30 protein-coding genes and 1 other RNA gene are annotated in these 26,242 nt (G+C 39.8%); 24 read left to right on the forward strand and 7 right to left on the reverse strand.

Annotated features, from left to right (window positions below; translation table 11 throughout):
- Window positions 1–198 precede the first annotated feature (198 nt).
- The 4 genes from HOP08_05700 to HOP08_05715 all read right to left on the reverse strand — a co-directional run bounded on the left by HOP08_05700 (window position 199) and on the right by HOP08_05715 (window position 3,934).
- Window positions 199–1,089, reverse strand: coding sequence for a type IX secretion system membrane protein PorP/SprF (locus tag HOP08_05700; GenBank protein ID NOT74404.1), 891 nt, complete (start codon window positions 1,087–1,089; stop codon window positions 199–201).
- A 10-nt stretch (window positions 1,090–1,099) separates the two neighbouring features.
- Entirely contained in the window at window positions 1,100–3,076 is a 1,977-nt protein-coding gene (locus tag HOP08_05705) for a hypothetical protein (GenBank protein NOT74405.1), read from the reverse strand.
- Between the two features lie 74 nt (window positions 3,077–3,150).
- Window positions 3,151–3,774, reverse strand: coding sequence for a hypothetical protein (locus HOP08_05710; protein NOT74406.1), 624 nt, complete (start codon window positions 3,772–3,774; stop codon window positions 3,151–3,153).
- Between the two features lie 19 nt (window positions 3,775–3,793).
- Window positions 3,794–3,934 (reverse strand): hypothetical protein, encoded by a 141-nt coding sequence (locus HOP08_05715; GenBank protein NOT74407.1) that lies wholly within the window; start codon window positions 3,932–3,934, stop codon window positions 3,794–3,796.
- Between the two features lie 195 nt (window positions 3,935–4,129).
- Here HOP08_05715 and ssrA point away from each other — a divergent pair.
- The 17 genes from ssrA to HOP08_05800 all read left to right on the forward strand — a co-directional run bounded on the left by ssrA (window position 4,130) and on the right by HOP08_05800 (window position 17,570).
- Window positions 4,130–4,525, forward strand: a transfer-messenger RNA (tmRNA) gene (gene ssrA, locus HOP08_05720).
- A gap of 245 nt (window positions 4,526–4,770) precedes the next feature.
- A complete protein-coding gene (locus tag HOP08_05725) occupies window positions 4,771–6,015 on the forward strand; it encodes a site-specific integrase (GenBank protein NOT74408.1) in 1,245 nt (414 codons plus the stop codon).
- Window positions 6,016–6,052: 37 nt separating this feature from the next.
- Window positions 6,053–6,358: a hypothetical protein gene (locus HOP08_05730; GenBank protein ID NOT74409.1), complete on the forward strand. Its 306-nt coding sequence runs from the start codon at window positions 6,053–6,055 to the stop codon at window positions 6,356–6,358.
- A gap of 131 nt (window positions 6,359–6,489) precedes the next feature.
- Window positions 6,490–7,113, forward strand: a complete 624-nt coding sequence (locus tag HOP08_05735; protein NOT74410.1) for an alpha-ketoglutarate-dependent dioxygenase AlkB — start codon at window positions 6,490–6,492, stop codon at window positions 7,111–7,113.
- The gene (locus tag HOP08_05740; GenBank protein NOT74411.1) at window positions 7,113–8,174 is read left to right on the forward strand and encodes an ATP-binding domain-containing protein; all 1,062 of its coding nucleotides are present in this window, start codon (window positions 7,113–7,115) and stop codon (window positions 8,172–8,174) included. Before HOP08_05735 ends, HOP08_05740 begins: the two co-directional genes overlap by 1 nt.
- Window positions 8,174–9,691 (forward strand): hypothetical protein, encoded by a 1,518-nt coding sequence (locus HOP08_05745; protein NOT74412.1) that lies wholly within the window; start codon window positions 8,174–8,176, stop codon window positions 9,689–9,691. Before HOP08_05740 ends, HOP08_05745 begins: the two co-directional genes overlap by 1 nt.
- 9 nt (window positions 9,692–9,700) lie before the next feature.
- On the forward strand, window positions 9,701–11,149 hold the full coding sequence (locus HOP08_05750; GenBank protein ID NOT74413.1) for a hypothetical protein: 1,449 nt from the start codon (window positions 9,701–9,703) through the stop codon (window positions 11,147–11,149).
- Between the two features lie 256 nt (window positions 11,150–11,405).
- A complete protein-coding gene (locus HOP08_05755; protein ID NOT74414.1) occupies window positions 11,406–11,741 on the forward strand; it encodes a helix-turn-helix domain-containing protein in 336 nt (111 codons plus the stop codon).
- Window positions 11,734–12,063: a hypothetical protein gene (locus tag HOP08_05760; protein ID NOT74415.1), complete on the forward strand. Its 330-nt coding sequence runs from the start codon at window positions 11,734–11,736 to the stop codon at window positions 12,061–12,063. Before HOP08_05755 ends, HOP08_05760 begins: the two co-directional genes overlap by 8 nt.
- Before the next feature lie 70 nt (window positions 12,064–12,133).
- Complete coding sequence (locus HOP08_05765) at window positions 12,134–12,820, forward strand: hypothetical protein (protein NOT74416.1); 687 nt, start codon at window positions 12,134–12,136, stop codon at window positions 12,818–12,820.
- A 3-nt stretch (window positions 12,821–12,823) separates the two neighbouring features.
- Window positions 12,824–13,351 (forward strand): hypothetical protein, encoded by a 528-nt coding sequence (locus tag HOP08_05770; protein ID NOT74417.1) that lies wholly within the window; start codon window positions 12,824–12,826, stop codon window positions 13,349–13,351.
- A gap of 29 nt (window positions 13,352–13,380) precedes the next feature.
- Entirely contained in the window at window positions 13,381–13,689 is a 309-nt protein-coding gene (locus HOP08_05775; GenBank protein ID NOT74418.1) for a hypothetical protein, read from the forward strand.
- 162 nt (window positions 13,690–13,851) lie between these two features.
- Window positions 13,852–14,208 carry a plasmid mobilization relaxosome protein MobC gene (mobC, locus tag HOP08_05780; GenBank protein NOT74419.1) on the forward strand — a complete coding sequence of 119 codons (357 nt, stop codon included), beginning with the start codon at window positions 13,852–13,854 and terminating at the stop codon, window positions 14,206–14,208.
- Entirely contained in the window at window positions 14,183–15,214 is a 1,032-nt protein-coding gene (locus tag HOP08_05785; protein ID NOT74420.1) for a relaxase/mobilization nuclease domain-containing protein, read from the forward strand. The genes mobC and HOP08_05785 overlap by 26 nt, the downstream gene beginning before the upstream one ends.
- 242 nt (window positions 15,215–15,456) lie before the next feature.
- Complete coding sequence (locus HOP08_05790; protein NOT74421.1) at window positions 15,457–15,927, forward strand: JAB domain-containing protein; 471 nt, start codon at window positions 15,457–15,459, stop codon at window positions 15,925–15,927.
- A 279-nt stretch (window positions 15,928–16,206) separates the two neighbouring features.
- Window positions 16,207–16,887 (forward strand): hypothetical protein, encoded by a 681-nt coding sequence (locus HOP08_05795; protein NOT74422.1) that lies wholly within the window; start codon window positions 16,207–16,209, stop codon window positions 16,885–16,887.
- Between the two features lie 92 nt (window positions 16,888–16,979).
- On the forward strand, window positions 16,980–17,570 hold the full coding sequence (locus HOP08_05800) for a hypothetical protein (protein NOT74423.1): 591 nt from the start codon (window positions 16,980–16,982) through the stop codon (window positions 17,568–17,570).
- Window positions 17,571–17,691: 121 nt separating this feature from the next.
- On the opposite strand, the gene HOP08_05805 is transcribed toward HOP08_05800, so the two are convergent.
- From HOP08_05805 to HOP08_05815, 3 genes are read right to left on the reverse strand one after another with little or no spacing between them, the layout of a single operon-like run.
- On the reverse strand, window positions 17,692–18,078 hold the full coding sequence (locus HOP08_05805) for a hypothetical protein (GenBank protein NOT74424.1): 387 nt from the start codon (window positions 18,076–18,078) through the stop codon (window positions 17,692–17,694).
- Between the two features lie 33 nt (window positions 18,079–18,111).
- The gene (locus HOP08_05810) at window positions 18,112–19,578 is read right to left on the reverse strand and encodes a HEPN domain-containing protein (GenBank protein ID NOT74425.1); all 1,467 of its coding nucleotides are present in this window, start codon (window positions 19,576–19,578) and stop codon (window positions 18,112–18,114) included.
- A gap of 8 nt (window positions 19,579–19,586) precedes the next feature.
- Window positions 19,587–19,928, reverse strand: a complete 342-nt coding sequence (locus HOP08_05815) for a hypothetical protein (protein ID NOT74426.1) — start codon at window positions 19,926–19,928, stop codon at window positions 19,587–19,589.
- A 183-nt stretch (window positions 19,929–20,111) separates the two neighbouring features.
- Here HOP08_05815 and HOP08_05820 point away from each other — a divergent pair, with 183 nt between their 5' ends.
- From HOP08_05820 to HOP08_05850, 7 genes are all read left to right on the forward strand, one after another.
- On the forward strand, window positions 20,112–20,324 hold the full coding sequence (locus tag HOP08_05820; protein ID NOT74427.1) for a helix-turn-helix transcriptional regulator: 213 nt from the start codon (window positions 20,112–20,114) through the stop codon (window positions 20,322–20,324).
- Window positions 20,325–20,445: 121 nt separating this feature from the next.
- Window positions 20,446–20,850, forward strand: coding sequence for an SAM-dependent DNA methyltransferase (locus tag HOP08_05825; GenBank protein NOT74428.1), 405 nt, complete (start codon window positions 20,446–20,448; stop codon window positions 20,848–20,850).
- Window positions 20,851–21,241: 391 nt separating this feature from the next.
- Window positions 21,242–21,442 (forward strand): hypothetical protein, encoded by a 201-nt coding sequence (locus HOP08_05830; protein NOT74429.1) that lies wholly within the window; start codon window positions 21,242–21,244, stop codon window positions 21,440–21,442.
- A 56-nt stretch (window positions 21,443–21,498) separates the two neighbouring features.
- Window positions 21,499–21,720, forward strand: coding sequence for a hypothetical protein (locus tag HOP08_05835; GenBank protein ID NOT74430.1), 222 nt, complete (start codon window positions 21,499–21,501; stop codon window positions 21,718–21,720).
- A gap of 204 nt (window positions 21,721–21,924) precedes the next feature.
- Entirely contained in the window at window positions 21,925–22,434 is a 510-nt protein-coding gene (locus HOP08_05840) for a CPBP family intramembrane metalloprotease (GenBank protein ID NOT74431.1), read from the forward strand.
- Between the two features lie 200 nt (window positions 22,435–22,634).
- Window positions 22,635–23,795: an HlyD family efflux transporter periplasmic adaptor subunit gene (locus tag HOP08_05845; protein ID NOT74432.1), complete on the forward strand. Its 1,161-nt coding sequence runs from the start codon at window positions 22,635–22,637 to the stop codon at window positions 23,793–23,795.
- Window positions 23,792–25,960 (forward strand): peptidase domain-containing ABC transporter, encoded by a 2,169-nt coding sequence (locus tag HOP08_05850; protein ID NOT74433.1) that lies wholly within the window; start codon window positions 23,792–23,794, stop codon window positions 25,958–25,960. The genes HOP08_05845 and HOP08_05850 overlap by 4 nt, the downstream gene beginning before the upstream one ends.
- The last annotated feature ends 282 nt before the right edge of the window (window positions 25,961–26,242 follow it).

A 26,242-nucleotide genomic window follows, 5' to 3' on the forward strand; every position in this document is an offset into this window, starting at 1 on the left:
TATGGCATAGCGGATGCACGGATAAGAACTAATGCAACTTCTGCTTCAGCTAATAGATTGACACGGATTGCAGCAAGCTGCGCATAACCAACAGCGTTTGCTTTAGAAAATACGCTTAGCATGCCGCTATAAATCCCGGCCCTTACGTGCATCCGTAGTCCCTGTTCCCGTCTAGGCTTTTCTTTTATTCCACCCCCACTAAAACTTCACCACCGCCCCATGCGACTTCAAAACCCCCAGCGACAACGCCAGACTAACTTCATGTGTATTAAAATTCAACGCCGAGCTCTTGCCCGGAAGTTCAAACACATATCCCAACCTCACATTCTTCATGATCATCTGCACCAGCACGCCATAGGTGTTGGCATTTCGCGTGAAGACGCCTGCTGTATAAAGCCGGTTGAAGGTCAGGTTGAGATTCAGGTCTACTGACAACGGCGATCCATCCGTCATTCTCAATAATGTTGATGGCTTGAATTCAATATCCTCACTCAGGAAAAAAAGATAATCGCCATACAGGTAAAAATTCTGTCCCTGTACTTTAATATCCGTTCCTCCCTGGCTGACAGAATTCTTCAGCAATTGCGGAACAGATAACCCTACTGTGTAGCGTTCATTCTTTAATAACAATCCGACGCCGGTATTGAACTTCATTTCAGAAAATGGCGCAAACAATTTATCCGGATTGAGGACATTCAATCCTTCCAGGTTGGTTGAATACTGAACGACTCCCGCCTGCATTCCAAACGAGAAGGTAGAATGAGTGAGCTTGATCTTGTACGACAAGGCTGCTCCATACTGAGTTGTTTTGAATTCGCCGAACTTATCCTGAACGACAATCAACCCCGCTCCTAACTTATCATTGGCCAATGCCATATGACTGTTGAAATTAAATGTCGTCGGACTGCCATCGAGTCCGCTCCATTGCTTTCGATAACCCAACCCGACAAACAATCTTTCATTGCTTCCTGCAACGGCCGGATTGATCAGCATGGGATTGTTGAAGTACTGCGCATACAATGGATCCTGTTGCGCAAACGATTCTGTGATGAACAGACAAATGATAATAACCGGTAAAAGTATTTTCATAAGAAATTACTTATCGTTTCAGTGAGATAAATCCTGTGAGAGCTTTCCTGCCGCTGGTAAACTCTACTTTATAATAATAGGTACCAGTAGGGAGATCACCGGAAGACGATGTACCCGTGAACACCACAGAAGTATTATCATAATTAGTTCCCTTCCACACTTCATTCTGCCAGCGATCAAAGATGGTTACGGTATTGCTTATGGTCTCCGGTATCAGTTCGATGGATTGGATAACAAATTTTGGATTGGCACCACCGGGTGACACGGCATTATAGATCGTCAGTTCATTAGGAAGATCTCCTATCGTGAAGTCAGTGGCGCTGGTGGTTGTCACGCACCCGACGGTGACCATTATTCTTCCTGTTGTTGCACCGACGGGAACAGACGTGGTAATCGTTGTTGCTGTGCTGGCGGAGACAGTCGCCGGTATATTGCTGAACGTAACAACGTTGTCGGCAGGTGTAGTGCTGAAATTGGTTCCTGTGATGGTAATAGTTGTTCCAACGGGACTAATGGTTGGAGAGAACGAACTGATCGTTGGGTCAGTTGAAGCAACGCTCTGACGAAGCTTTAATGAATAGATATTTTGCGTTGGCAGATTGAATACACAGGCGCCCGGATCGAAGTCGCGCGTTCCTGAATAACTTCCTACTGACACCACATCACCTACGTTGTCGATGGTGATGGTTGATTTAAGATTACCACCGGATGCTCCACCAAGCGCATAGGCCCATACAAAATTGCCGGAGTTATCAATCTTCGATAGAAAGGTACCATACGCGAAGGGGGAAGTGAGGTTGTATTCGGCAGGACCCGGATCAAAATCAGCGGTGCTTTGAAAAAGGCCCGCTGAGTAAATATTTCCAGCAGCATCAGTCTTCATCGATTGAATACCATTGACCACACCACCTCCCATGGCTTTCGCCCAGATAAAATTTCCACCTGAACTAAGCTTGACGAAATAAATGTCACTGCCCAAAGATGGAAGATTGAAGACTGACGGACCGGGATCAAAATCAGCTGTACCGGTGAATACTCCGGCTGTAACGATATCGCCGGAACTATTTACTTCAATAGACACGCCTCGGGTGTCGGAAGAAGCACCGCCGAACGATTTGGCCCAGACAAATGCTCCATCGGATGCGAGCTTTACTACATATGCGTCATTGGTTCCTGCTCCGGTAATGTTGAATACAGCAGCACTGGGATCAAAGTCGGCCGTACCGCTGAAAAGTCCCGTCACGTATACAGCTCCCGAATTGTCTAACGCAAGTTGTGCAGCTATTTCAGGGTTGTTGCTCCCAAAACCTTTAGCCCAGATGTAGTTCCCGTTGGGATCAAGCTTCAGGACGAAAGCATCATAATGATTATAGTATTGTATGTTAACTACTCCGGGTCCCGGGTCGAAGTCGGCGGTGGCTGAGCGGAAGTAGCCTGTTGCGTAAACATTACCGGAGGCGTCAACGCTGACGGATCCGGGTATTTCACCTAATGCTCCGCCGACTGACTTTGCCCATATAAAATTTCCGTTCTGGTCAAGCTTAAGAATAAAGAAGTCTGACGAAGCTGATGAAGTAATGGGAAAACTACCAGGACCCGGATCAAAGTCGGCGGTACCAGCATAAGTACCGATGATAATCAGGTTGCCTGAATTATCTCTTGCAATAGATTTTCCGACTTCCAGATTTGTTCCGCCGACGGATCGCACCCATAAAAAATTACCATCGCGATCCAGCTTGGAAATGTAAGCGTCGGATTGTCCATAGGGTGTTGGTGACACGACAGCGGGTCCCGGATCGAAGTCGCTTGTGCCGTTAAAAGTACCGACAGTGTAGATGTTGCCGGTGGGATCGGTGATGGGTTCTGCGGGATAGTCGCTGACGGAGGTCCCCTGGCTTTTGGCCCAGACGAACGTTGCGTTCTGGGAGGACGCTATGGAAGCGGTGAGGACGAGGCTTAGGGTGATGCCGAAATACTTTTTAATCATTCGGATAAGTTTACCCAAAGATTCAGAAGTTTAAGGTGGGGTGGTATCACATATTGATGTGAGGGGGATGGGATCTACGGCTGCTTGATGTCCTGACGATGCAGCTCATTGTACTGAATAATGTATTTCTTAAATACGCCAACCTTGTCACGCTCCTGCAGATAACGCTGCAATAAGTCAGGATCATTCCTGAGCAGATCCTTCATTACGGTCTCATCAAGAATATACGACTCGCCGGTGTTGATATCAACTATCCCTTCCATCAAGTCCATATAAGCAACTCCGCGATTTATAATTGTAGTGCGATAACTCACCTGCTCCAAACTTCCGGGCTTAAATCGCTTTACGGTTTTTGAGAAGTAGCAGAATCTTCCTAAACTTTTAATGGGAAATAATTCAGGTTCATCTGTTAAGGTAAGATTATTGAGATATACAAAAACCGAATCACCCTGACATATGCCCCAAAAGTAATTTCTGAAGGGTCTTCTCTTTCCCCGCTCATCGATCAGCATGATGCTATGTTTTTTAATTTCGAAAGGTTTGGTGATGGATGGATTATTTTTGCGGAATTCCGGAAAGGTCATATAGACTCCTTCTTTTTTATGATCTGTCATCAAAATATTATTGCTGACAGAATCCTGTGCAAAGCTAGGAGCGGATAGAAAAACAAGAATGACAAGATAGAAGTATCTTCTCATGATAAGTCAGGTAAAAATATTAATAGCTAATGTCTTCAGGTTTGATGCCCTTCAGGTGTATCACCTGCGCCGAGCCAGGTGTTGTTAAGTTGAGGCAAACGAATGCAATGAAATATAAGCGAACTGAAATAGAAGATGATGGAGCACTGAATAATTTCATGGGGCTAGGATCAGTTATTATCAATTTACGAATTCCGGGTAGAATTATATTGGTTAAATGTAGATAGTAAATATTATATCCCATAGAGTTCTACAAGATGAGGAGTTCAGTAATCTGTTTCTGAAGAATTGCGACATTTCAGTTTTTCGAAGACCTCCATTTTTCGTACCTTTGACTTCTCATTTATAAATAAATGGGGCTGACCGGTTTTGACAGGATGTGTGAATCCGTGCACCAGCATGCAAGCTCATGAGGGTAGAGCTTTGATCACTGCTCTCAACAATTTACGTGGCGAAAATACTTACGCCATGGCTGCTTAATCTGACTTAACGTTGGATTAGCTTATGGACGGATAAGATCCGCCAGGCCATCGTCGCCTGATACTTCTGTTCTGTGAGTATCAGATATGCGGCGTCGATCAGCAGAACTGGGCCGTCGTGTGTTGCGCACGATTGTCGAGACAACAGCAACTACGGAGAAGTTTAGGCTGTTGCCTGCCTTGCGTCTCCCGACAATCAAAGTCAACTAAGCATGTAGAACGTACGCGTTTATCTTCTCTGGACCAGGGTTCGATTCCCTGCAGCTCCACAACTTAAAAATCACCAACAGGCAAAAGCTCGAATTTCAAATGAATTCGGGCTTTTTGCATTTAAGAGCTCACCAAATTGAATCATGTTTTGAGGGTTTGTTTTGCCGAATTCGGTGCACCGGTTGAAAAAAATAAAGTGGTGCACCGAATTCATTTCAAGATTCTGATTGTCAAGTAGTTCAATACCTGAACATCTTGATTTTCGGACGGCAAAAAATGAATTTTCAACTAAAATTTGGTGCACTTTATGGGAGACATGATCAAAGTTCTTTTCTATGTGAGAACTAACAAAATGAATCGAAAAGGCCTCGTTCCGGTCTATATGAGAGTCACAATCAATGGCGGGCGATTTGAAGCCGCTACATCGCGCTACGTGGAGCCCGGCAAATGGTCGACAATCGGTGAAAAAATGGATTGTAAACTCAAGGAAAACCAGGAGACAAACGAATACCTGGCAGTACTTCGGAACAAAGCTTTTACTATCCAGAAAAAACTAATTACACTTGAGAAGGCAGTAACAGTCGAAGAGTTTTCAAGAAAGTGGCGCGGAGTCAAAGAGACAGCACGCATGTTGATGGAGGTGTTTAAATTTCACAATCAACAAGTCAAAGAATTAATTGGACGGCAATACTCCCATGCAACATGGAAACGGTATGAAACTTCTTATGAGCATACCAAGCACTTCATGCAGGACACCTATAAAATATCAGACATAGACATTAGTCAGATCAAGTATAAGTTCATTACCGATTATGAGTTTTGGTTAAAAACAAAACGGAATTGCAATCAGAATAGCACCGTAAAGTATCTGACGAACTTCAAAAAGATAATTTATATCTGCCTGAAGAATTCATGGCTTGATAGAGACCCGTTCGTTGGATATAAAATGATTAAACGTGAGGTTGAAAGAGAAGTTCTGAACGAAGAGGAACTAAGCGTAATGGCAGAAAAGAAATTTGTAATTGATCGGATAAGCATGGTCAGAGACACATTTCTTTTTTGCTGCTATACTGGACTAGCTTATATTGACGTCAAGCAACTTAAACGTTCAGAAATAGTGACTGGCATAGATGGCGGTAAATGGATATTTACGCACCGTGAAAAAACAGAAACACCTTCCCGAGTTCCATTGCTTCCTCCAGCATGTGCGATCATTGAGCAATACAAAAACCATCCGCTATGCGAAGAACACCTTCTTCCGGTTTTCAGTAATCAAAGAATGAATGCCTATTTAAAAGAAGTTGCTGACCTCTGTGGTATAACCAAAAAGTTAACAACACACATGGCTAGACACACTTTTGCAACGACAGTGACATTAAATAATGGTGTTCCAATTGAAACAGTAAGTAAGATGCTCGGTCATAAAAATCTAAGAACTACTCAGCATTATGCAAAAATCCTGGATAAGAAAGTAAGTGATGATATGATGATATTGAGAAGCAAACTTGAATCTAAGACTGAGGCTTCAGCACAAACCAAAAATGCCATATAGATCTCTTACTCAAAAAGGTTAAATTTGTAAATCAAAAATGGTTACCGCATTGAAGCTAGCTGCTCTTAAAAAGAAAACATTACTTTCAAGTGGTCGAACAGTAACCGAGACAGAAGAGGAGGCACAAAAAATCATTGATAAATTACATATCAATGCATTTAGTAAAGGCATCCCGATGTTTTACAACGATAATCGAACCGATGCTTCAACGCAATTCATTCGTGCTAATCCAGATGGATCTGAGGACCTGGTAAACTTCAATTCAGCTAATGGAGAATATACTCTTCTGAGCAATTTGGTTCCTATACGCAAGGGACGGTGGTCGCAAGTCCTGCACACTTGAGATGCGAAACTGATTACAAAACAGGTTTTTGAAATGGATTACGCCAATCTAGCTTCAATTGGATTTATGATTCGAAAGACCGAAATTTAACAAAGTACAAGTAAAGAGTAGCCGCTTAAAATATTCAGAATATGGCACAGTTAGATTTTTTCAGTCCCATGATTGATGAGTCCTTCAAGGAAGGACTCAGAGTCCTTGATAATGGTGAATACATATTTCATGCGAATTTCTTCAGTCGCAAGGATAGCGATTTCTATTTTCAGATGTTAAGGCAGAATGTCGACTGGAAGCAAGAGTCTATGAATATGTATGGTAAGAAAATTGATTTTCCTAGATTAACTTCATGGTACGGGGATAACAACAAGCCATATTCATTTTCCGGTATTACACTTAATCCCCTCAAATGGAACACCGAACTCCTTGCTATAAAAGGCCGGATCGAGCCGGAAGCGAATGTTTCCTTTAATAGCGTACTTTTGAACTTATACAGGAATGGTCATGACTCTATTTCTTGGCATACCGATGCAGAGAAAGAATTAGGGCAGAATCCAGTAATTGGTTCAGTAAATTTTGGCGCAACGAGAACTTTTCAGTTACGTCACATAAAAACGAAACAAAAGCTTGACATTGAGCTCACGCATGGAAGCCTTCTCATTATGCGCGGGGAATTGCAGCACTTCTGGCAGCATCAAATACCGAAAACAAACAAGCCAGTAGAAGAGCGCATTAATCTTACTTTCAGGGTTATTAAGTAATGCCTCAATATTATTTCAATTTGCCAACTTTTGAAACTCTAACCGATGCTCAACGCACGGCTGTTCTTGCGCCCGGAGCTATCGCTTTGTCAGGTGGACCTGGAACCGGCAAAAGCGTTGTTTCGCTTTGGAGGCATATTTTAAATCATACAAAGGCAAAGCCATTAAAAAGCCAACTGCTTACCTTTACTAAAACACTCGCTTTTTATCTAAAGTCTTGCTGTAAGACACAAAATGCCGACGCGGCCGAGTTTGTTGAATCTTCGTTGCGATGGTTAACCAGTTATGCGGCACAACGTCCAGAAATAATCATTGATGAAGCCCAGGATTTACCTCTGCAGACGAATCTGAGGTTTAAGAACTTTTCCCAGCGAGTATCATACGGTGCTGACGATCAGCAGATACTCCAGAGTAATGCGAGGCTGCCTGACCGAACATTTAATCTTGATAAATGTTCTTCTGAAGCAAGTCTTGCCAGAGAATTCAGAAATGATCCCCATCGACTAACACGCAATTTCCGCAGCACACAGCGGATTATGATGTTTGCAAAACAATTTTTTGATGAGGCATTCGTCCATCAGGATATCATAAATAGCCTAAGCACCCGTGTAGGTACAAAACCAAGACTTCTTATTTCGAATGGAGACATTCAAAAGCAAAATAGGGCTATTATCGATATTGTCCGACAATTCAGCACTTCAGCTGACGTTAATACGGCGGTGCTGTTGCCATTTGAAAATTTCTCTTCGGCAAATTATAATGTAAGATACTACTACTCTTTGCTTCAAAATGCCAACTTTGATTGTTCGATGTATACAAACGAAATGGGATATATAGGTGACATTAGAAACATTCATGTGACAACCTTTAAATCAGCCAAAGGTCTGGAATTTGATGTTGTGATCATTCCTAACTTTCAATCTGCAAAGGAGACTTTCAGAGTCGTCAGTTACAGTGACTTTTTTGTTGGCGTAACACGAGCCAAGAGTACGTTGATCCTTATGAGTAACACGGATCTTACAGATATACAAAATAATTTAATTGATAAAGTAATCTTATAATGGGCAGCAGTAGTTTTTTTCTTCCAATAGATTCTAAAAATGTTCCGGTTTACTTTGGCCATGCTATCGTAGCTTCCAAACAATATATAACAAGCAAAAGTCCTGATCTTCAAGATCGCTTCAGTGGCAATCTTTTGGTGACAAAAAAACCATGGACGACCGATAATGATTGTTCGTTAGAAATTGTTCTTAGCGAAAATGAAATAATGCGATTGAGCGATGTCTCTACGGACAGCACTATATTTCTCCTTGGAACACCACTGCCTATTTCGAGGATCAAATCTATAGTCTTCAATGACAAAGATCTCAAAGACCGGATAATTGCCGTGACAAATCTGAGTTCAGCATTTATTCCAAAGGATCTCCCTAGGATACTGCCTACTGATGAGGCTTTTGATCTTTCCTATGTGAAATACAAATCTGAGACCGTTACAAATGATTTTTCCAGAGAAGTTAGTCAATACAATAAAATACTTGGTGGACTAGCTCTACTCAGACTTTCTGGGGAGGATAATTTGAATTATCCTGAGAATTATTACTCAACACTTGCCCTATTTAATAAGGTTGTTGAAGACGATCTAAGAAGGAGTGGAAAAACAATTAATTCCATATTCCATGATGCTTTTGTGGGTAAAGATAAATTCAGAGCCTTCCTTCCTTACTTAACTAACGAGGTCAACGAAAAGGACGTTGAGAAAGCTGCCAAAGATGAAAACCAAAGGTTGGACAGAAATAAACTGACAGGCCTTCTTAATATAGACTCTTTAGAAAAAATCGCCTATATACTTGGCGTCCTTTTCTCATATGGAGTTGGGGAAGAACCCAAGGCGAAAAAGATTGATAGCCTTATTGCAGCCAATTTCAGAAATGGCATCAAGCCAGGTAGGTCAGAAACGGTTGCTCTTTGCTATGGACTAAACAGGGGATATTCAGTTTTTAGCAATAGATATAGGGTTGGTGACAACGAAAGCACCGTGAAATTTGAGTTAAAAAGTAAATTAGACTATTACACTATTGAGTCAGCCTACCAGTTTGCCTTTAATAAAGGAGTGCAAAGCAATTCGTTTCCTTATCTCGATGAATGGATACCGGAACTGAATCTGCCTAAACCACCGGGATCCTATACTGTTTTAGACCAGGTCGTATCTGGAAAAAAAATTCCACAAATTGGTTCACAAGAGTATATTCAATCCTTGCTTCAGTCGTTCTTTCAAAAAAGTAGTATTCAATATTTTACTCCCTTTATTGAAGCCCTAGTAAAGAAAATTTTATCCGATGTCACTGAACAAAATAGTGTTAAACCTCGGATTACTACTTCAGTGGAGGCCCCAGTATCTCTCAGTGAAAATAAGGGGCGGGGTGATGAAAACGAGGAGCTGAAAAAGCGAAACATCGAACTTGAGGATCTAGTCAGCAAGCTATATAAGGAGAAAAGTGCCAAGAATATAAAATCGTTGATTGATAATCACCGAAAGAAAGGTTCTGATGAATCGCCAGATCTCTTCTCAAAACAATAACGCCGTTGAATGCATCTATTTCAAAGGTTAATTGACATCGCTGATACTGCCAAAAATCTCAATCAATTCGTTGAAGATAATATCATTTCCATTTATGATTACCATGAGAAGCATTTCGCTGAAACTGTTAACTCCAGACAGCTTGTCGAGGATTTCATCGTTAATAAGGGTGATATACTAGCAGATTTAGATTTTTCCTTCTCGCACAATCGTTCGTTTCTTGTTATTCTTTATGACATAGCAGCCCGGTTTGGCTTGCAGGGAATTGAACGGCTTGAAAGCGTTGTTAAAGAGCATAACCTTATACTCGGTGAACGACTCGAAGCAGCTAAGCAATATCTGTTAAACATACGCCAGAACAGAGATCTTGTTGACAGGTTTCCTGTTATTCTGAACAAGCTTCAGTTTTCACTAGAGAATGAAGAAGATGACGAGGAGAACGTTGTATTAACACTTTTGAATTACATCGCATTCTTCATACGGAACAGATTGCCCGAACGCTTTCTGAATCAATTCCTGGAACTGATAAGGAATGGGAGGCGCGATGCCAGTTATTATTTGCTGACATTGGATATTATTGGCTCAGTGCTTACGGTTAATTTTCTGGATTCCGATCGTGCCTCTGAGGAAATTCAGGATCTTATTGATAAATATTTAGGGAGGGAAAAACCAAAGCATATTCCAAGAGATGGCTTTCTTATTGAGTCGAACACCGAATATGCAGTTATGCTTACTGATATTGATAGAAGATTCGAGACCATCAGACAGGTGTCGGTCAACCTATATTCTCCCAGTAATTCCACATTTTATTCACTGGGAAAGGGTGTAACTGTTCTTGAAAATGAGAATCAGCTTTTCGCTTATATGTACAGTTATGGAAAAATGCACAATAAGAAACTTCAGACTGCATTTCCATTGCTTCCTAAACGCATTTTTAGCGAAAATATTAATATTATTGATTGGGGATGCGGGCAGGCGCTGGCTACGATGTCTTATTGTGATTACCTAGTACGTAACGGCTACTCCATTAATATTGAAGAAGCAGTTTTAGTTGATCCTTCCGCTCTTGCTGTCATGAGAGGAGCGCTTAATATAAAAACTTTCAGTAATTCTACTCAGATCACAACTATTAACAAAGGATTCGATGGTATTACTGAGGCTGACTTTATCAGGGATAAGCGAGTTGCCAAATTGCATTTATTTTCCAATATTCTGGATGTTCAGCACTTTTCTCTCCAACACCTTATAACAATCGTAGAGTCCAATTTTCCAGGCGTGAATTATTTTATTTGTGTAAGTCCATGTATTAACGATGAGCGAAACGGGCGAATTGATGCATTTGAAAACTATTTTTCAGAAAATCAATCATATGAACACTTGGGCGATTTTAAAAATGAAGCAGGAAGTTGGATTAACTCTTGGTCAAGATATGTCCGAGTTTTCAAAGTAAAGATCTAATCAATTACCCTAAAGACTTCGGTAATTCCAGGCCAATTTATTTAGAAGCCTTCTTGATTAAGAATGTGAGTATTCCAAATCAGCACAAACAGAAGCAAAAAAAATTAAAACTTACGCCCTCGCTTCATAGTCGTTGTTTACTTTTTAAAATGAGGTGACTTTTTCTATCCCAAGTAGGTAGGAAGATGGGAAATTTTCTGAAAGTCATTTCTCACATTGCGCCCGGAGACCGGTAATATTTTTGAACCGGAAGGAAATGAGCAATGCAAATTCAAAAGATAATAGCCCAGGTAGGTCGGTGACTAGCCGTGATCAATTATTAACGATTGGTGATTTGGAGTTATTCAAAAATGATCTCCTTATCGAAATCAGAAATGTCCTGAAAGAATCTAAAGGACAAATAACAAAGCAATGGCTCCGCTCATTTGAGGTTCGCAAGATGCTTGGAGTTTCTCCTGGCACCCTGCAAAATCTGAGAATCAACGGCAGTCTTCCATATACAAAAGTGGGAGGCATTGTATTTTACAAATATGAAGACATTGTCTGTCTGTTAGAAAGCAATCGCATCGGTAGATCAGTAACCAATGGATAGTTTTCAGCAACTTACCCTTTATATCCATAAGATGGTAACAGACGAAAGACTGAAGCCAGTTCATCTATCCCTTTCAATGGCGCTGTGTCACTCGTGGATAGAAAGTCAATTTGAACGTCGTTACCGTGTTTCACGAAAACGCCTCATGATAGCGTCTCACATCCGTTCCAAAGCTACTTATCATAAGGCTATCAAAGAACTTCAGCAATTGGGATACCTGAAGTACTCTCCGTCTTATCATCCTCTGAAAGGCAGCCAGATAACGATTCTAATAGACGCTAAGCCGATGGAAAATCCAGTTAAACAGAATTTAAGACAGTGAAGCAAAGGAAATATCAATCACATCATTTCCACAAGGCATAAAATTATCAATTCATCAAAAAATAAAAATCATGAAAACGAAAATCCATTTTATCACACAAGCCAAAGGAGGCGCGGGAAAATCAGTATTGGCATTCATGCTCGCTGAAAAACACCGCGAAGCGGTCATACTGGACCTCGACGATGCTACTACCACCACCCTTAAGCAGCTTGCTTATCGCCAGCCGGTCAAAGTTTCCTTTCTTGATGCTACGACAAAACGAATTGATCGAGGCGCTTTCAACGGCTTGTTTCAAAGTATTATCGAAGCAAAGAAGGAATTATTTATCGCTGATTTGGGAGCAAGTGTGGCCGAACAATTACCAAAATACTTCTCAATCAATGGCGTGGAGATGGTCATAGAATTGCTTGAGCAAAATGACATCCACCTGCAAATTGTTTGCATTGTTGGTGGTGGGAATATTTTCAAGGCGACAATGGAATATTTAGCGGAGTTGGTTGAATCAACCAAAGGACGACTGGAAGTAATCGTCGCGCATAATGGATTCTATCCATGCTCGGAAGAACAGAAAGCTTCTCTTATGGAATATGTAGAGGCCAATAAACTCTCACTGATTCAATTCGATCTGGTAAAGGATAAAGGTGAAATAGCCATGAGGACGGTGGAGAATGTGTTAAAGAATGGAAAAGGAATAACCGGCTTAAGCCCGTTTACCTCGATCTATTTCAAGAAACCGATTGAAGAACTAAGTCTTTAAGTCATGGCAATGACCGATCAGGAACAAAAAGAAGTCCGCTCTTATTGCGCTTTTATTCTTGAAAAGCATGGATTTGACATTTCGCCAAGCGATCCAATTATTCCCGCTTTGTACATCATTCATAAGGAGATGCAACTGAATAATCAAAACAATAAAGCCATTGGAGAATTAATCAAGGAGGCGTCAACGAAAATAAACCCGACCGTATTCCATTTTGTTTCTCCTGGAGAAGCATTCAGATTTCAACTGGGAGCTGCCGTAAAATGGATCATAATTAGTCTTCCAATTTTGATACTAATATGGATTGGCGTCTGGTATCGGTCAATGATTTATGATCTCGATAACGCGAGGGCAATTATTCAAGCCTCTGACAATGTCGGCGAGCTGTTCAAGCGTGCTAAGGTGGACGAGAAAGGGCATTACTTCATTGATTTCACAGCGGCACGGAAGGATTCAGTAATACACTTCAGGGAATTTGAGAAGCTGAATGCAAAAACGATCCGGGTATATCTCGGTAAGAAATCACAGTGATTCTTAATTAAGCACAAACAGAACCTGCAATGGAGAAGCGATATATCATACAATTCCTGAAAGAGAGAAAAAGAGGAGTTTACACCCTGATCGTAGAAGAATATTCTGAGATAGTTACTTCAATGGCTGCAACACTTGCACTCGATGTCATTCGTGAAGATCTTGAAAGGGTAGCGAATGCAAGGGTCGAACTCAATTATTTCAGTCTGGCCCACGCGATCACAAAGTTTAAAAAGAAGACATCCTCATCACCTGTCGCAAAGGCTAAATGGAATTTTAAAGATAGTTATGAACAAGTGGATCAATTAGCGGCAGGCAAGTTCAAATTGGGGCAATAACAGTCAATGAATTCAGGAAACGTAAATCAAAGGCAACTTAAGTCAAGTACCGGCAGACACCGGCAACACCTGATCACTGTCAAGTTCGGAGGAGCAAGCCATGTTTCCGCTACGCTCCAACGGCTTGCCGAGTAACAACCACTTCGTTCGACCTTAAAAGTTATGGCCAGACCACCGGTAAACACTAGCGAAAAAAGAATTCATCAGGTGAATATCAGGCTCACCGACGATGAAAATGAAAAGGCTAATCAGTATGCCACTGCTAGTGGAGTAAGTCCGGCAAACTGGATACGGAAGAAGGTATTTACAGGGAAGTTTCCTCCGGTCAAACTCTCACCAATTGATGCGTCTCTCTACATGGAGCTTAAAAAGATCGGCGTCAATCTCAACCAGGTGACTCACAGGATCAATCAGGGAGATTTCCCGAAGGAATACTTGTCCCATTTATTAACCCTCACGTCGATGATCGATAAGATCCTCAAACTCATGACCGATGACCGGCAACCAGATCAAGGGTAAAGGATTTCGCGGTGCGCTCAGGTATAATCTCGAAAAAGTCGACAAAGGAGTGGCTGAGTTGCTGTATTCTTCCTTTGCAGGAAAGTCTGAGAATTCTATTTTAAAAGAAGTACAACTGATTCGCGTTCAAAAGCCTAACCTCCTGAAATACTTCTATCATACCTCGATTAACTTTCCACCAGAAGAGAACCTTTCCAATGAAGTGATGAAACGGATCGGCCACGATTATCTTCAGGCCAATGGATTCACCCAGCATCAGTTTATCATGTTCCGGCATTTCGACGCTGACCACCCTCACCTCCATATTCTTGTGAACCGGATTGGATACGATGGCAAAGTCCTCAGCGACAGTAACGACTATAAGCGCAGCGAGCAGGTACTCCGGGAGCTTGAGATAAAGTACAGCCTCACAAAAGTGGTGTCGAGCCGGGAGGCGAAAGAGCGAGCCATGACCAAGGACGAACTGGAGATGATGAAGCGGACGAATACCCCTTCAGCGAAAATGAAACTCCAGACAATTATCAAAGATGTCCTTTCAAAGGGCAAAAGTTTAACCACTGAACAATTCATAACAGCACTCGAACACAAAGGCGTCAAGCCACAGTTCAATCAGGCGACTACTGGATATGTTAGCGGGATCTCCTATGAATTTCAAGGTTTCATAATCAAGGGAGCAGCACTTGGACATGACTTTAAGTGGCCCACGATAAAGAATAGTATCGACTTTGAACAAGAAAGAGATCGACTGGTGATTCATGAAGCAAATAATAGGGCAAAGTCAGCCAGGACTGAATCCGGTACAAATCCTATCAACAATCTCCGTGATAGAAACTCGTCTTATGAACGTTCATCGTCACTGGAAGAATCACAAAATCCTGATCTGACATCGTTACTGAATGATCTATTTCATGTGGATCGTAGTAATCCTGACAATTACCCTGATTTGGTTTCTGATGACTTGACCAGAAGAAAAAAAAAGAGGAAAAGAAGAGGGAGAAGCATTTAGTTTTTTCGACTCGAATGCGAATTGATCCGTAACCTTCATTGATAGATTGATCAAGGCTTTCCTAATCAACGGATTTAATTCTGGTGAAAGGTTGCTCCCTGTGCTTTAGGACTACCAAAAGCTTACGGCATAAACGGTTCCCCCTTGCAGCTAGCGCTTCCAGGAACCCCCAATTATTCCGTTTCCTTTTGGTAGTCCTGCACCGCGAGCAAATGAGCACACCATAATTAAACCGTATGATTATGGAAAGCACAACTCATCAAACCATCAACTATCAGGTAGCAGAAATTCAACTGTCTTACAAAACAAATCTCCTGCCTTCCCAGATGCCGCAGATCGAAAGATCAAAAAGCGCCTATGATATTCTTCTCAATTCCTGGGATCAAAACAAGCTTGAATTTATTGAGCAGTTCAAAGTTTTACTTCTTAATCGAGCCAATAAGGTTCTCGGAATTTTCGCAGTATCATCGGGATGCCTCACAGGAACTGTCGCTGATCCAAAGCTCATCTTCACAGCAGCTATTAAGGCTAATGCATGTGGAATAATCCTTTCTCATAATCATCCTTCAGGAAATCTTAAGCCAAGCCAGGCGGATATTGATTTGACAAAAAAGATGACACAAGGCGGAAAGTTCTTGGAGATTCAGATTCTAGATCACATCATAGTGACGAAAGAAGGATACTTCTCATTTGCCGATGAGGGATTAATATAGATCCACTGATAAGGATTTTATTTTTTCGAGCTTTATGTCTGAAAAAAACTTTATTTTTAGACTTCCATTAATCCATCTGAAAATGTTACGCTTAATCTTCTTAGTTTTCCGTGAGCAATTAAAGGAGATGAGAGTTGGATTAATGTTGTTTTCTTAAACGTATGAATTCATAATCCATCAATATTAGATTAATGGAACCTTTATAAGGTAGAATTTGGGTTGAGAATTCATAAGGGTCAAAATTAGAAGATCACAATAGTGAGAAGTTGAAAAACTAGAATGGAAAATTCATCCGACAAAGATTTTGACGAAAAGTTGCTCCAAATTTCCACATTGAACTGGAAACCTTGGATTGGACTGAATTATTCACAAGCGAGGGTTTTAATTTTGGGGGACAGTCATTATGAAGATGGTGATGAATGGCTTGATGACCCAAATGCTACAAGAAATATGATAACTAATCAAGGACTCAACTCTTCTATACTAGCTTTTTCAAAGTCTCCACTGCTAAGGAACATCGAAAAAACGATTTTGCACCAACCATCAACAACCTACGAAGAAAGAGCTAAATTCTGGAAGCGGGTTTCATATGTGAATTTAGTTCAGAGACTATTACCGTCAAGAGAACCAAAAAACAGACCGACGGATGATGACTTCGATATTGGTTGGAAAACAATTCTGTCAGTGTCGGAAATTATTCGACCAACTGTTTGCATAAAATTGGCAATCGACGGAATTGGTCGACTGGGCTATTACCTTAACAATAATGACACTGACTGGAAGTGGAATAAAGATGATTTCAGTAAGAGGCCCTGTTCTATTAATCTCCAAAATTTCGAATATAATCTAAAAATAATTTTTATAAATCATCCGACAGGAAGTTATGGCTTTGATTACGAACATTGGGCGCAAGTTATTGAAAATGAGGTGCCACATTTAAGGAGCGCAGTGTTACAATGATGAAAAACTTCTTGGATTAATTTGCTGATGAAAACGAGAAAACCATTCTCCAGCGCTGACAATTCAATTTAAGATAAATCAGTGAGAAATCTATGGACAATCTAATCAGGATAACTAAGAATATCACCTTTAGCGATTTACGTTCCGGCCAAAAAACGCCGATCGACGTTTACGAGGAGCAAATGAATAGTTGGCTCTTCAGACCGATTGAGCAGCTCGCTACTGACAAGAGCAGTTTCGAAAATGGTTATGCCATGCTGGGACTTGAACTTTTGTTTTTTGAGCCACATGGGAAATATCTTTCAGGAGACACAATTGGCAAAAGTGGAGAATGCTTTAGGTTCGGACTTGATCCGTTTTTGATTTACCTACAACGACAGAATCTTATCGACCTCCCAATTGTAAATAAATTAAAGGCTACAAATTTTTATAAGATTTCCAGATGCGGAATATTTCATGATCTGACAATCAAATCCGGGCTTTTGATAGATAGTATACATATGGAAAAATCAAAAGTGTTTTATGATAGTCCTGTAAATAGCGGCCTTTTGATTAATCCTTGGAATTTTCTCGCTGCTGAGAAAGGCTACTTCGATAATTACATAAAGGAACTGAGAGAAGATAGTACGACTACTAAATACACAAATTTCATCACGACCTTTCACAACTTGTTTCAGTACTGACAAAAAATAGGTGGATAGTCATAATGTAAAAGGGAGCATAATTACCTATTAACGACGAACAATTCAATTCCAATTGATTGAAAAATTCCTACCATGGTTTGACTGATTATCCATTCTCCGTTTATTTCGTCACCTTTCTATGCGCCGAATTTTTTCTATCTCTTGCCTTGATCAAGGCATAGTAGATTTTAAGCGCCCTCCTCGTTATCACATCCTCGTCAGCATTGATGTTGTTACTCCATTTCTTCATAAGATCAAAATAGATCTTAAACGTTTCATCCGTACCGTCCCACATTCGTAAGCTTGCCAGAATAAGGCGATCAAGAAAAGTTTCGAAATCGCATTCCTGAAATCCGATCATTGCAAAGTGTTTGAAGAGCATCCTGCTTTGAAGTTCATGGCGGATGAGGAATACCGGTACTTCAATTTCCTTTGGAATGTTGATTTTCGGCGACCGGACCAGACGTATTCCGTGGCGGAAATTCAAGGGTATGGAAAAGACTCTCATAGGCGGTTGTCAATTAATGATGTAGTACTTTTTTTAATCCATAGTAAATCTCCTTAAGCGGGGTTTACCTTTAAGCTGGAGATTCCCATCGCCTTCGAGAAATGCATTTAATTCATCTTCAACCTGGATCGAAATTCCACCAGAGTCTTTTATTGTAACCTTTGCTTCAGAAGCTTCAAGATCAAGTCCCTCAAAAGAGCCTGGGCCTGTGTTCATGATATTGGCTTTCAGCGCAGATCCCGAAATCCTTAGCGTTCCTGTTTTTGTTACGGTGGCATCAAGGATCGACACGTCCACTTTCAGATTGACTTGCCCTTTGCCATTCTGGATGATCCCAAAAAAATTGGCTTCAATTGGCTCCTTACATGTTACTTCTCCAGAATGATTGACAACGACACTACTCAGTGTTGAATAAGTCAGCCGGATAATTGAATGTGGAATTACTTCGAATGACTCATTCTTGGTTGTGATCCAAAGCCTGTTATCCTCAATGTTTGTACCAATAATGTGCGCCATATCAGCGTCCGACTCTATTTGGATGGCTTCCGCATCTCCTTTCTGAAAAATAATGTCCGAGAATGTGTCAAGTCCGATACTTTCAAAAGGAGGGAGATTATAGGTATTAATAAACCTGCTTTGCTTTACCTCTACCAGCTGAACGCTTTGGATCTCCTCCCATTTTGCCTGACATATGTTTGATGCCAACTTCTGAAATTGTGCTACGCGACTTAGCAGAGAAGAGACGCTTTCACTGGATACACTATAAAGCTCTTTATATCGAACATCAGAATACGCACGTTGCAGAATATTGAATATTTCCAGGTCTGATTCGGTCGACCTAGGAAATATTTCATGGATATCAAGCGTGATATTTTCCAACAGCAGAAAGAGTCGTCTGATGCTATGGGTAGTCGGCTTATAGCCAAGGCAATTACGCAAAAGTGAGATGCTGGTAAGCTCAACAGCTTGATGAAGCATGAAGACCGCAACCTCATATCGTCCCGCTCTTGAGCATTCAACGGCTGATTCGTACAATGCCTGGCCAAGATCAAATTTCCTCCGTGTTCCCGTATCAAAAGAGGTTTGAACTTCCGGATTGACTTCTGTCGGAGGAGCAATGAGCGGAACGGCGTTGTTGTCATACAGAAGCACTCCTTTTTTGTATAGTGTTACGAAAAAAGGATTTCCGCTTTCAAGGTTACTATTTACGGCATCAATACTATGTACAATCGGAATCAGGCTAAGAGATTCATTTGATAGTTTTTCAACTGCATCTGAAATGGATTCCCTCTTGCTTTTGTCTTTATAATGAAGAATGATAAGAAGATCCATCGTTGTAACTGCATTCGTTTTGTCAGTTGAAATAAAACTGCTCCAGAAGTTATGAGACTTAGCTCTGACTCCATAACAGATGATCTTTTCGGGATGAGCTGTTTCGACAATGCGACTCACCACTTCTTGAATAAGCGCATGTTGGGATTCAGTTATACCTGGAAGCATGATCTCCATTAGTCAATTCTTTTTTGCCTTTTGACTTCTTTGATATTCATTATTTCATGATATGCTTTGACGGCCTGTTTCATTATGAGGTCTCTATCGCCTACGATTTTTTTACTCCTTCTTTGCATTATATCACAGTACTTCTCAAATAGTGTGTCATTATCATCATCTATTCCAATGGACTGAAGAATCAGAGAATCCAGGTGAGGCTCAAAATCACAATCAGCCACGCCGAGTTCTTCTAACATGTAGAAAAGCTTTCGACTTTTCAGTTCTTCCTTTATAAGGAAAAGAACTACATCAGTCTTCTGGGGTAATTTGACCAGTTGATGTCTCCTTTGAGTATTCATATATAAAAGGATAAAGTTTTTTAGAATGCTTAAATCGTATGTAATGATACGTATTATAGATTATTTAATCTATATTAGGGATGATTTAGATTAATAACTACCTGATAGTCAATATGCTATGCCCGAAAAAATCTTGAATTAATCCTAAATTGGGATGATCTAATGCCCAAAAAGGATTAATTCATGGCGGATAAAGTGAGGATTAACAGGCTAAAAGCAGTATTAGCTGAAAAGGACATAAGCCATAAGGATTTTGCCGAAATGGTTAAAAAGACTCCAAACACGATAACAAGAATTTGTAATAATGAACAGCAGCCTTCGCTGGTTGTATTACGAGAAATGGCTTTCGCACTAGATGTTGATATTTCAGAATTGCTTGTACCAACAAAAAAATAAGAACGTGTAATCAATAGCGATTACAAGGTGAGGCTGAAGTGAAGTTCTTGCCAATAACCATCGTTATAGCGGTTAGGAATTTGCAAACCGTTAGTATACACCGTCGGAAGTAAGCCGCGTATTGGCAAAAATAATTGGTATCAATAAAGGAAACTCTACTGCGAGCACCACTATTTATGATCCGACCTGTAGCTCCGGGTCATTGCTGATCAAAGCCGGTGAAGAAGCAGAGAAATCCATTACGCTTTTTGGACAGGAAATGGATATCGCTACCGTTGCCCTGGCGAGTATGAACATGGTTTTACACAACCAAGCACAAAACCTTCACGGTATCCGGCAAGGCAATACCATATCTGACCCTAAGTTCATTAAGAAAGATGGAGACAAAGAAGTTCTGGAAGCCTTCGACTATGCTGTTGCCAATCCACCATTTTCCTTTGCGAGCTGGACTAAAGGGTTCATCGATGACAAAACAAAAGCGCGCTCGTATCGGGCCAGTGTAAAATATTGCAAAAGATTAAATTAAATCTCAAACTGACTCCTATAAGCATTCATTGAGTACCTAACTCCGAATGACCAGCATTCCATGTGACCAATGCGCGAATTCTTTAAAGTACTTAGCCAAAAAGCTCGGATATGAACGCCAAGATTATCTTGATTTTGCAAAACAATACGGGAAATGGTACAACAACGGCAAATAAGCTATTAACGGAATTTTCCATTGAAAAGCCCCAGTATTAGTTTTTCCAGATCTTTATCTTCCAAAAATGCTTCAAAATTATTGAGAATCGTCCAAAACCTTACACGCCAGTTTAACAGTTCGAACAAGATCACCATTGATCATCATCTATCGATGTTCTATATTAGATACATAGGCCTTGTTCGAGGCAATCTTGTATCCATTTAAATTAAAAATTATGAAAGCAAGTCAATTTGACCAACTAAACCTTTCCTCTCTCACTGAATCTGAAATGCGAGAAATAAGTGGTGGATTTATTAGTTATTTAAGCATCGCGGGACCCTTTAGACTGCTTGGCAAAGGTATCCAGTTTGTTGCAGGGGAAATTTATGATTTCGGCTCCGGCGTTTGGGACGGTATCAAGGCGGGGTTTAACTAAGCTTTATTAAATAACTTTATTAATATCTTTTTTCCAAAAATTTAAAAACTATAACAATGAAAAATCCAGAATTAAAAAATTTGGCATCCCTTGACATCACTTACAAGGAGCTTACATTAACCGAACAACAATCAATTGTTGGTGGAAGCGGTATTACGTACGGAATTGGATATGGCATTGGTTATGCTCTTGGATCTCTTGGTCGCGGTATAAAGTGGGTCTGGAATGAAATCGCGAGAGATCCAGTGTATTACATGGGCGCAACGATGACAGCGTAATATATTTTGAAACGAAACCAAAATAGGTGGTTGAGAGACCACCTATTTTTTTTGCTTTAACAGTAGGGTATGCGAGTACAAAACGCCCTGAAATAAAACGACGGAAACGAGTTGCGATACAATTAACTTTTATTGTGTATTTTCAATCTGAATTGGTTCGACAAAATATTCTGACGAAGAAATGATATCTGTAAATATATTTAAATGATTAGCGAGAATAGCTTTCTTGAAAGGAGTGATTTCTTGTTGATTACAAGAATATCTTTATTAATAATTATTGTTGAAAGCATCGTTATCTTTATCTACAATTCTTTTGAAATCCAATTAGAAAATGAAGTTTCAACATGGCCATGGTATTTTGAATTGCCAACTGGTGTAATCTTCGCACCCATTTTTGAAAGCTGGCTTTGTCAATATCTTCCGTTCAACTTATTCAAACGATTTATCAAAGAAGTGGATACCCAATCATTTAAAGTTTTTTATCTTCTAAGTACCGGAATATTTTTTGGATTATTGCACAGTGACACGATTTGGTATATGTTTTATGGCTTGTTGGCTGGATTAGGATTTTCATACTGCTTCTATCGTTTTAAGTTAATATATCCCGACAGTTACAAACCACTCTTGTTTACAAGTTTGACCCATAGCATAGTAAATCTCCTCGTCTTCATTACATCAATAATATATAATTTATCGGAAACAAATTTTTCATGATCTTGAAAAGAAGTAAACAACTGTTATGATTTTAATATTATCAACTGAGGGCCTTTCATATAAAATTGGGTTTTTCTTGGGATCACATTGGATTCTTACAACGATAGTCCTTACCGTTATCATCCTCATAATAATTTTTCGAAGAAAGATATTCTTAACCCGTAATCATAAATAGATTTCGACCTTCAGATGAACTGAGTATGGCTTTCAAAAAACAAAATTTACTTCCATCAATCATCCTTGAATCCACGGCGGAGCTCTACAGAAATAAGGTCGAATTAAAATCTTCTTTAATTTACCTTGTTTGTTGTATCTCGTTTACCATCGGGTTAATAGCAATTTTCTTTATTTCAGTTCCAGTAAGTGTTACGTCACGAGCTATTATACGACCGTGTGTTGAGGTAAGTCAAATTCAATCTCTTGTCAATGGGCGACTTAAAGAATCATTTGTTAGGGAGAATCTTATCGTAAAAAAAGGAGATATCTTGTATGTGATCGAACCAGAAATGCAGGAAGAAAAAGAGAAATTTATCGCTCAGCGTAAAAAGTTATTAGAGTCCTTCCTTGTAGATCTCAGAATATTAAACAAATTTGATAGCAGTACAAATCTAAACAATTCGGTATACAGGCAGGCAAAAATAAATTATAAACACCGCCAATTTGAAACTGAGACGCGCCTAAAAAAAGTCAAAGCGGATTACAATAGGAATTTAAAATTGTTTCAGGAGAAAGTCATTGCGGATGCGGAATTTGAAAATGTCAAATTCGAATTGGACAAGTTAGAGGATGAATTATCGTTATTAAAACAAAATCAAATAAGTCAGTGGCACGGGGAGATTTTGGATTATGAAAAGGAACTCCATGATATCAATACTCAATTAGCGCAAATAGAAAAAGAAAAAATAAATTTCATTGTTAAGGCACCAGTGTCTGGGACAATCCAAAATATTGTTGGGGCGTACAGCGGAAGCGCGGTTTTTGCAAATCAAAATCTTGCACAGATTTCTCCCGATACTACTTTGATTGTTGAAGCATACATTAACCCTGCTGACATTGGACTTATAAGAACAGGGATGCTTGTCAATTTTCAAATTAATGCGTTTAATTATAATCAATGGGGTTTAGCGACTGGAAAAGTGATCGAGGTGTCAAATGACATTCATTTTATCGATAACATTCCTGTGTTCAAATTAAGGTGCGATTTACATCAAGATTATCTTGAGCTAAAAAATGGCTACAAGGGCTTTTTGAAAAAAGGAATGTCTCTTCAGGCAAGATTTATCGTCACAAAACGAACACTTTGGCAATTATTATATGATAAGACCGACAATTGGTTGAATCCTAATACATTCGTTAATTGAAGCGATTTCCGAAAATAAAACAGCGTGATATTTCAGATTGCGGAGCTGCGTGCCTGGCGTCCGTTGCAGAATTTTACGACTTAAAGCTTCCGATTTCAAAAATCAGACAATTATCGTCTACTGACAAAAAAGGAACCAACGTTTTGGGTTTAATCGAAGCCGCCCAAAAACTTCGCTTTGAAGCAAAAGGTGTAAAGGCTGAATTTGAGAGTTTATTCAAAATTCCCAAGCCTTCAATTGCACATGTTATCATCGATAAGGTTTTAAATCATTACGTTGTTATCTGTGATGCTACCTCAAAGTATATCGAGGTGATGGACCCAATGGATGGTGAACTGCATAGGTATACCCATGACAATTTCAAGTCAATATGGACTGGTGTTCTCGTTCTTCTTCTTCCAACTCAAAGTTTTGAAAAGGGAAATACGAAGATTTCCGTAGCATCAAGATTTTGGGAACTTATTTACCCCCACAGGTCGGGTGTAATTCAGGCTCTTTTCGGCGCTTTCATTTTTACGGTAATAGGATTATCGACTTCAATTTATATTCAGAAAATTGTTGACTATGTACTAATAGACGGCAATAGAAATCTATTGAATATCATGAGTGTTGGAATGGTGTTGATGCTTTTTCTGCAAATATTCCTCGGTATTATGAAAAGTATATTCACACTTCGTACCGGCCAACTAATCGATGTGCAACTTATTCTTGGCTATTACAAACACTTACTAACACTCCCACAACAATTCTTTGATACTATGAGAGTTGGGGAGATAATGTCTCGCATCAATGATGCAGTAAAAATACGTGCATTTATCAATGACGTATTAGTAAACCTTGCCGTCAATCTATTCATCTTCTTATTAGCGTTCGCGCTCATGTTCACGTACTACTGGAAACTTGGAGTCGTAATTTTCATTATTGTGCCATTCTATGCTGTCGTCTACTTCGTTACTAATAAAGTCAACAAGCGAATTGAAAGAAAATTGATGGAAAAGTCTGCTGACCTTGAGTCTCAGTTAGTTGAATCAATTAGTTCAATTAATACTATAAAAAGTTTCGCTCTGGAAAATTTTACGAACCTTAAAACAGAGATTCGATTCATTTCGCTTCTAAAAACAATTTATTCCTCCAGTCTAAATGGAATTTTCAGCTCCAATGCAACCGAATTTTTTTCCCGTCTATTCACCATTATTTTACTCTGGATTGGTGCTGGATTTGTACTTGATAATCAAATCACTCCAGGCGAATTATTATCATTTTACGCACTGATAGCGTATTTCACTGGTCCCGTCAGCAGCCTGATAGGAATGGACAAAATCACCCAAAATGCCTTGATTGCTGCCGATAGACTTTTTGAAATCATGGACCTTGAAAGAGAAAAAGAAGACAGCAAAGTCAAAATGACAAAAGAATTATTAGGAGACATTTTCTTTAAGAACGTCGAATTTCGATACGGATCTAGAGCCAATGTCTTCAAAGAATTCAATCTCATTATAACCAAAGGCCAAGTAACAGCGATTGTAGGAGAAAGTGGGTCAGGAAAATCAACATTAATATCTATTTTACAGAGCAGATATCCTCTGCTGAATGGAAATGTATTGGTCGGCGATTATGACTTAAAGTATATCGATAATGACTCGATGCGATCCCTCATAGCGATTGTACCTCAAGTAGTCCATTTATTTTCCGGATCGGTTATCGAAAATATTGCAGTTGGTGATCTGGAGCCTGACTTAAAAAAGATCATTGCAATCTGCACGTCACTGGGCATAATAGAATTCATAGAAAAATTACCAAACAACTTTGATACATATTTAGGCGAAAACGGTTCAATGCTTTCGGGCGGACAAAGACAACGAATTGCTATTGCTCGAGCTCTTTATAGAGATCCAGAAATCCTCATCCTTGATGAAGCAACGTCGTCTTTGGATTCTTCTTCAGAACTTTACATTCAGACTGCGATTAAGCTCTTGAAATCGCAGACCAAAACAATTATAATTATTGCTCATCGTTTAAGCACTGTTTATAAAGCGGATAAAATTGCTGTATTAGATAAAGGCTTGCTGGTAGAGCAAGGGTCTCATTCTGAATTAATACTGAAGAATGGCCTATATTCCACCATGTGGAAACAACAGTTTCCGAGCGACATCGAGACAAATTAAACAGTTAATAAGGAGAGATCATTAACTGATTTTTTCTTCCAAGGTCTTGGAGGTTCTTATAACCGGATCATATTACAAACCGGTTTCGTTTTTAACTTAATTATTTTCCATTCTCAATTTCCTTTTTAATTTTGTTATACAAACTGATCAACATTATTTCAATTTGATCATTTGGAAATTCGGTGCACCTGCTAACACTGGTACATATTACAAGTTGATATTTAGCTGATTAGGCAATAGAGTTCAATCCCTGCAGCTCCACTTCGCCCGCCATAGCTATGC

The sequence above is a fragment of the Cyclobacteriaceae bacterium genome (assembly GCA_013141055.1).
GTDB lineage: Bacteria > Bacteroidota > Bacteroidia > Cytophagales > Cyclobacteriaceae > ELB16-189.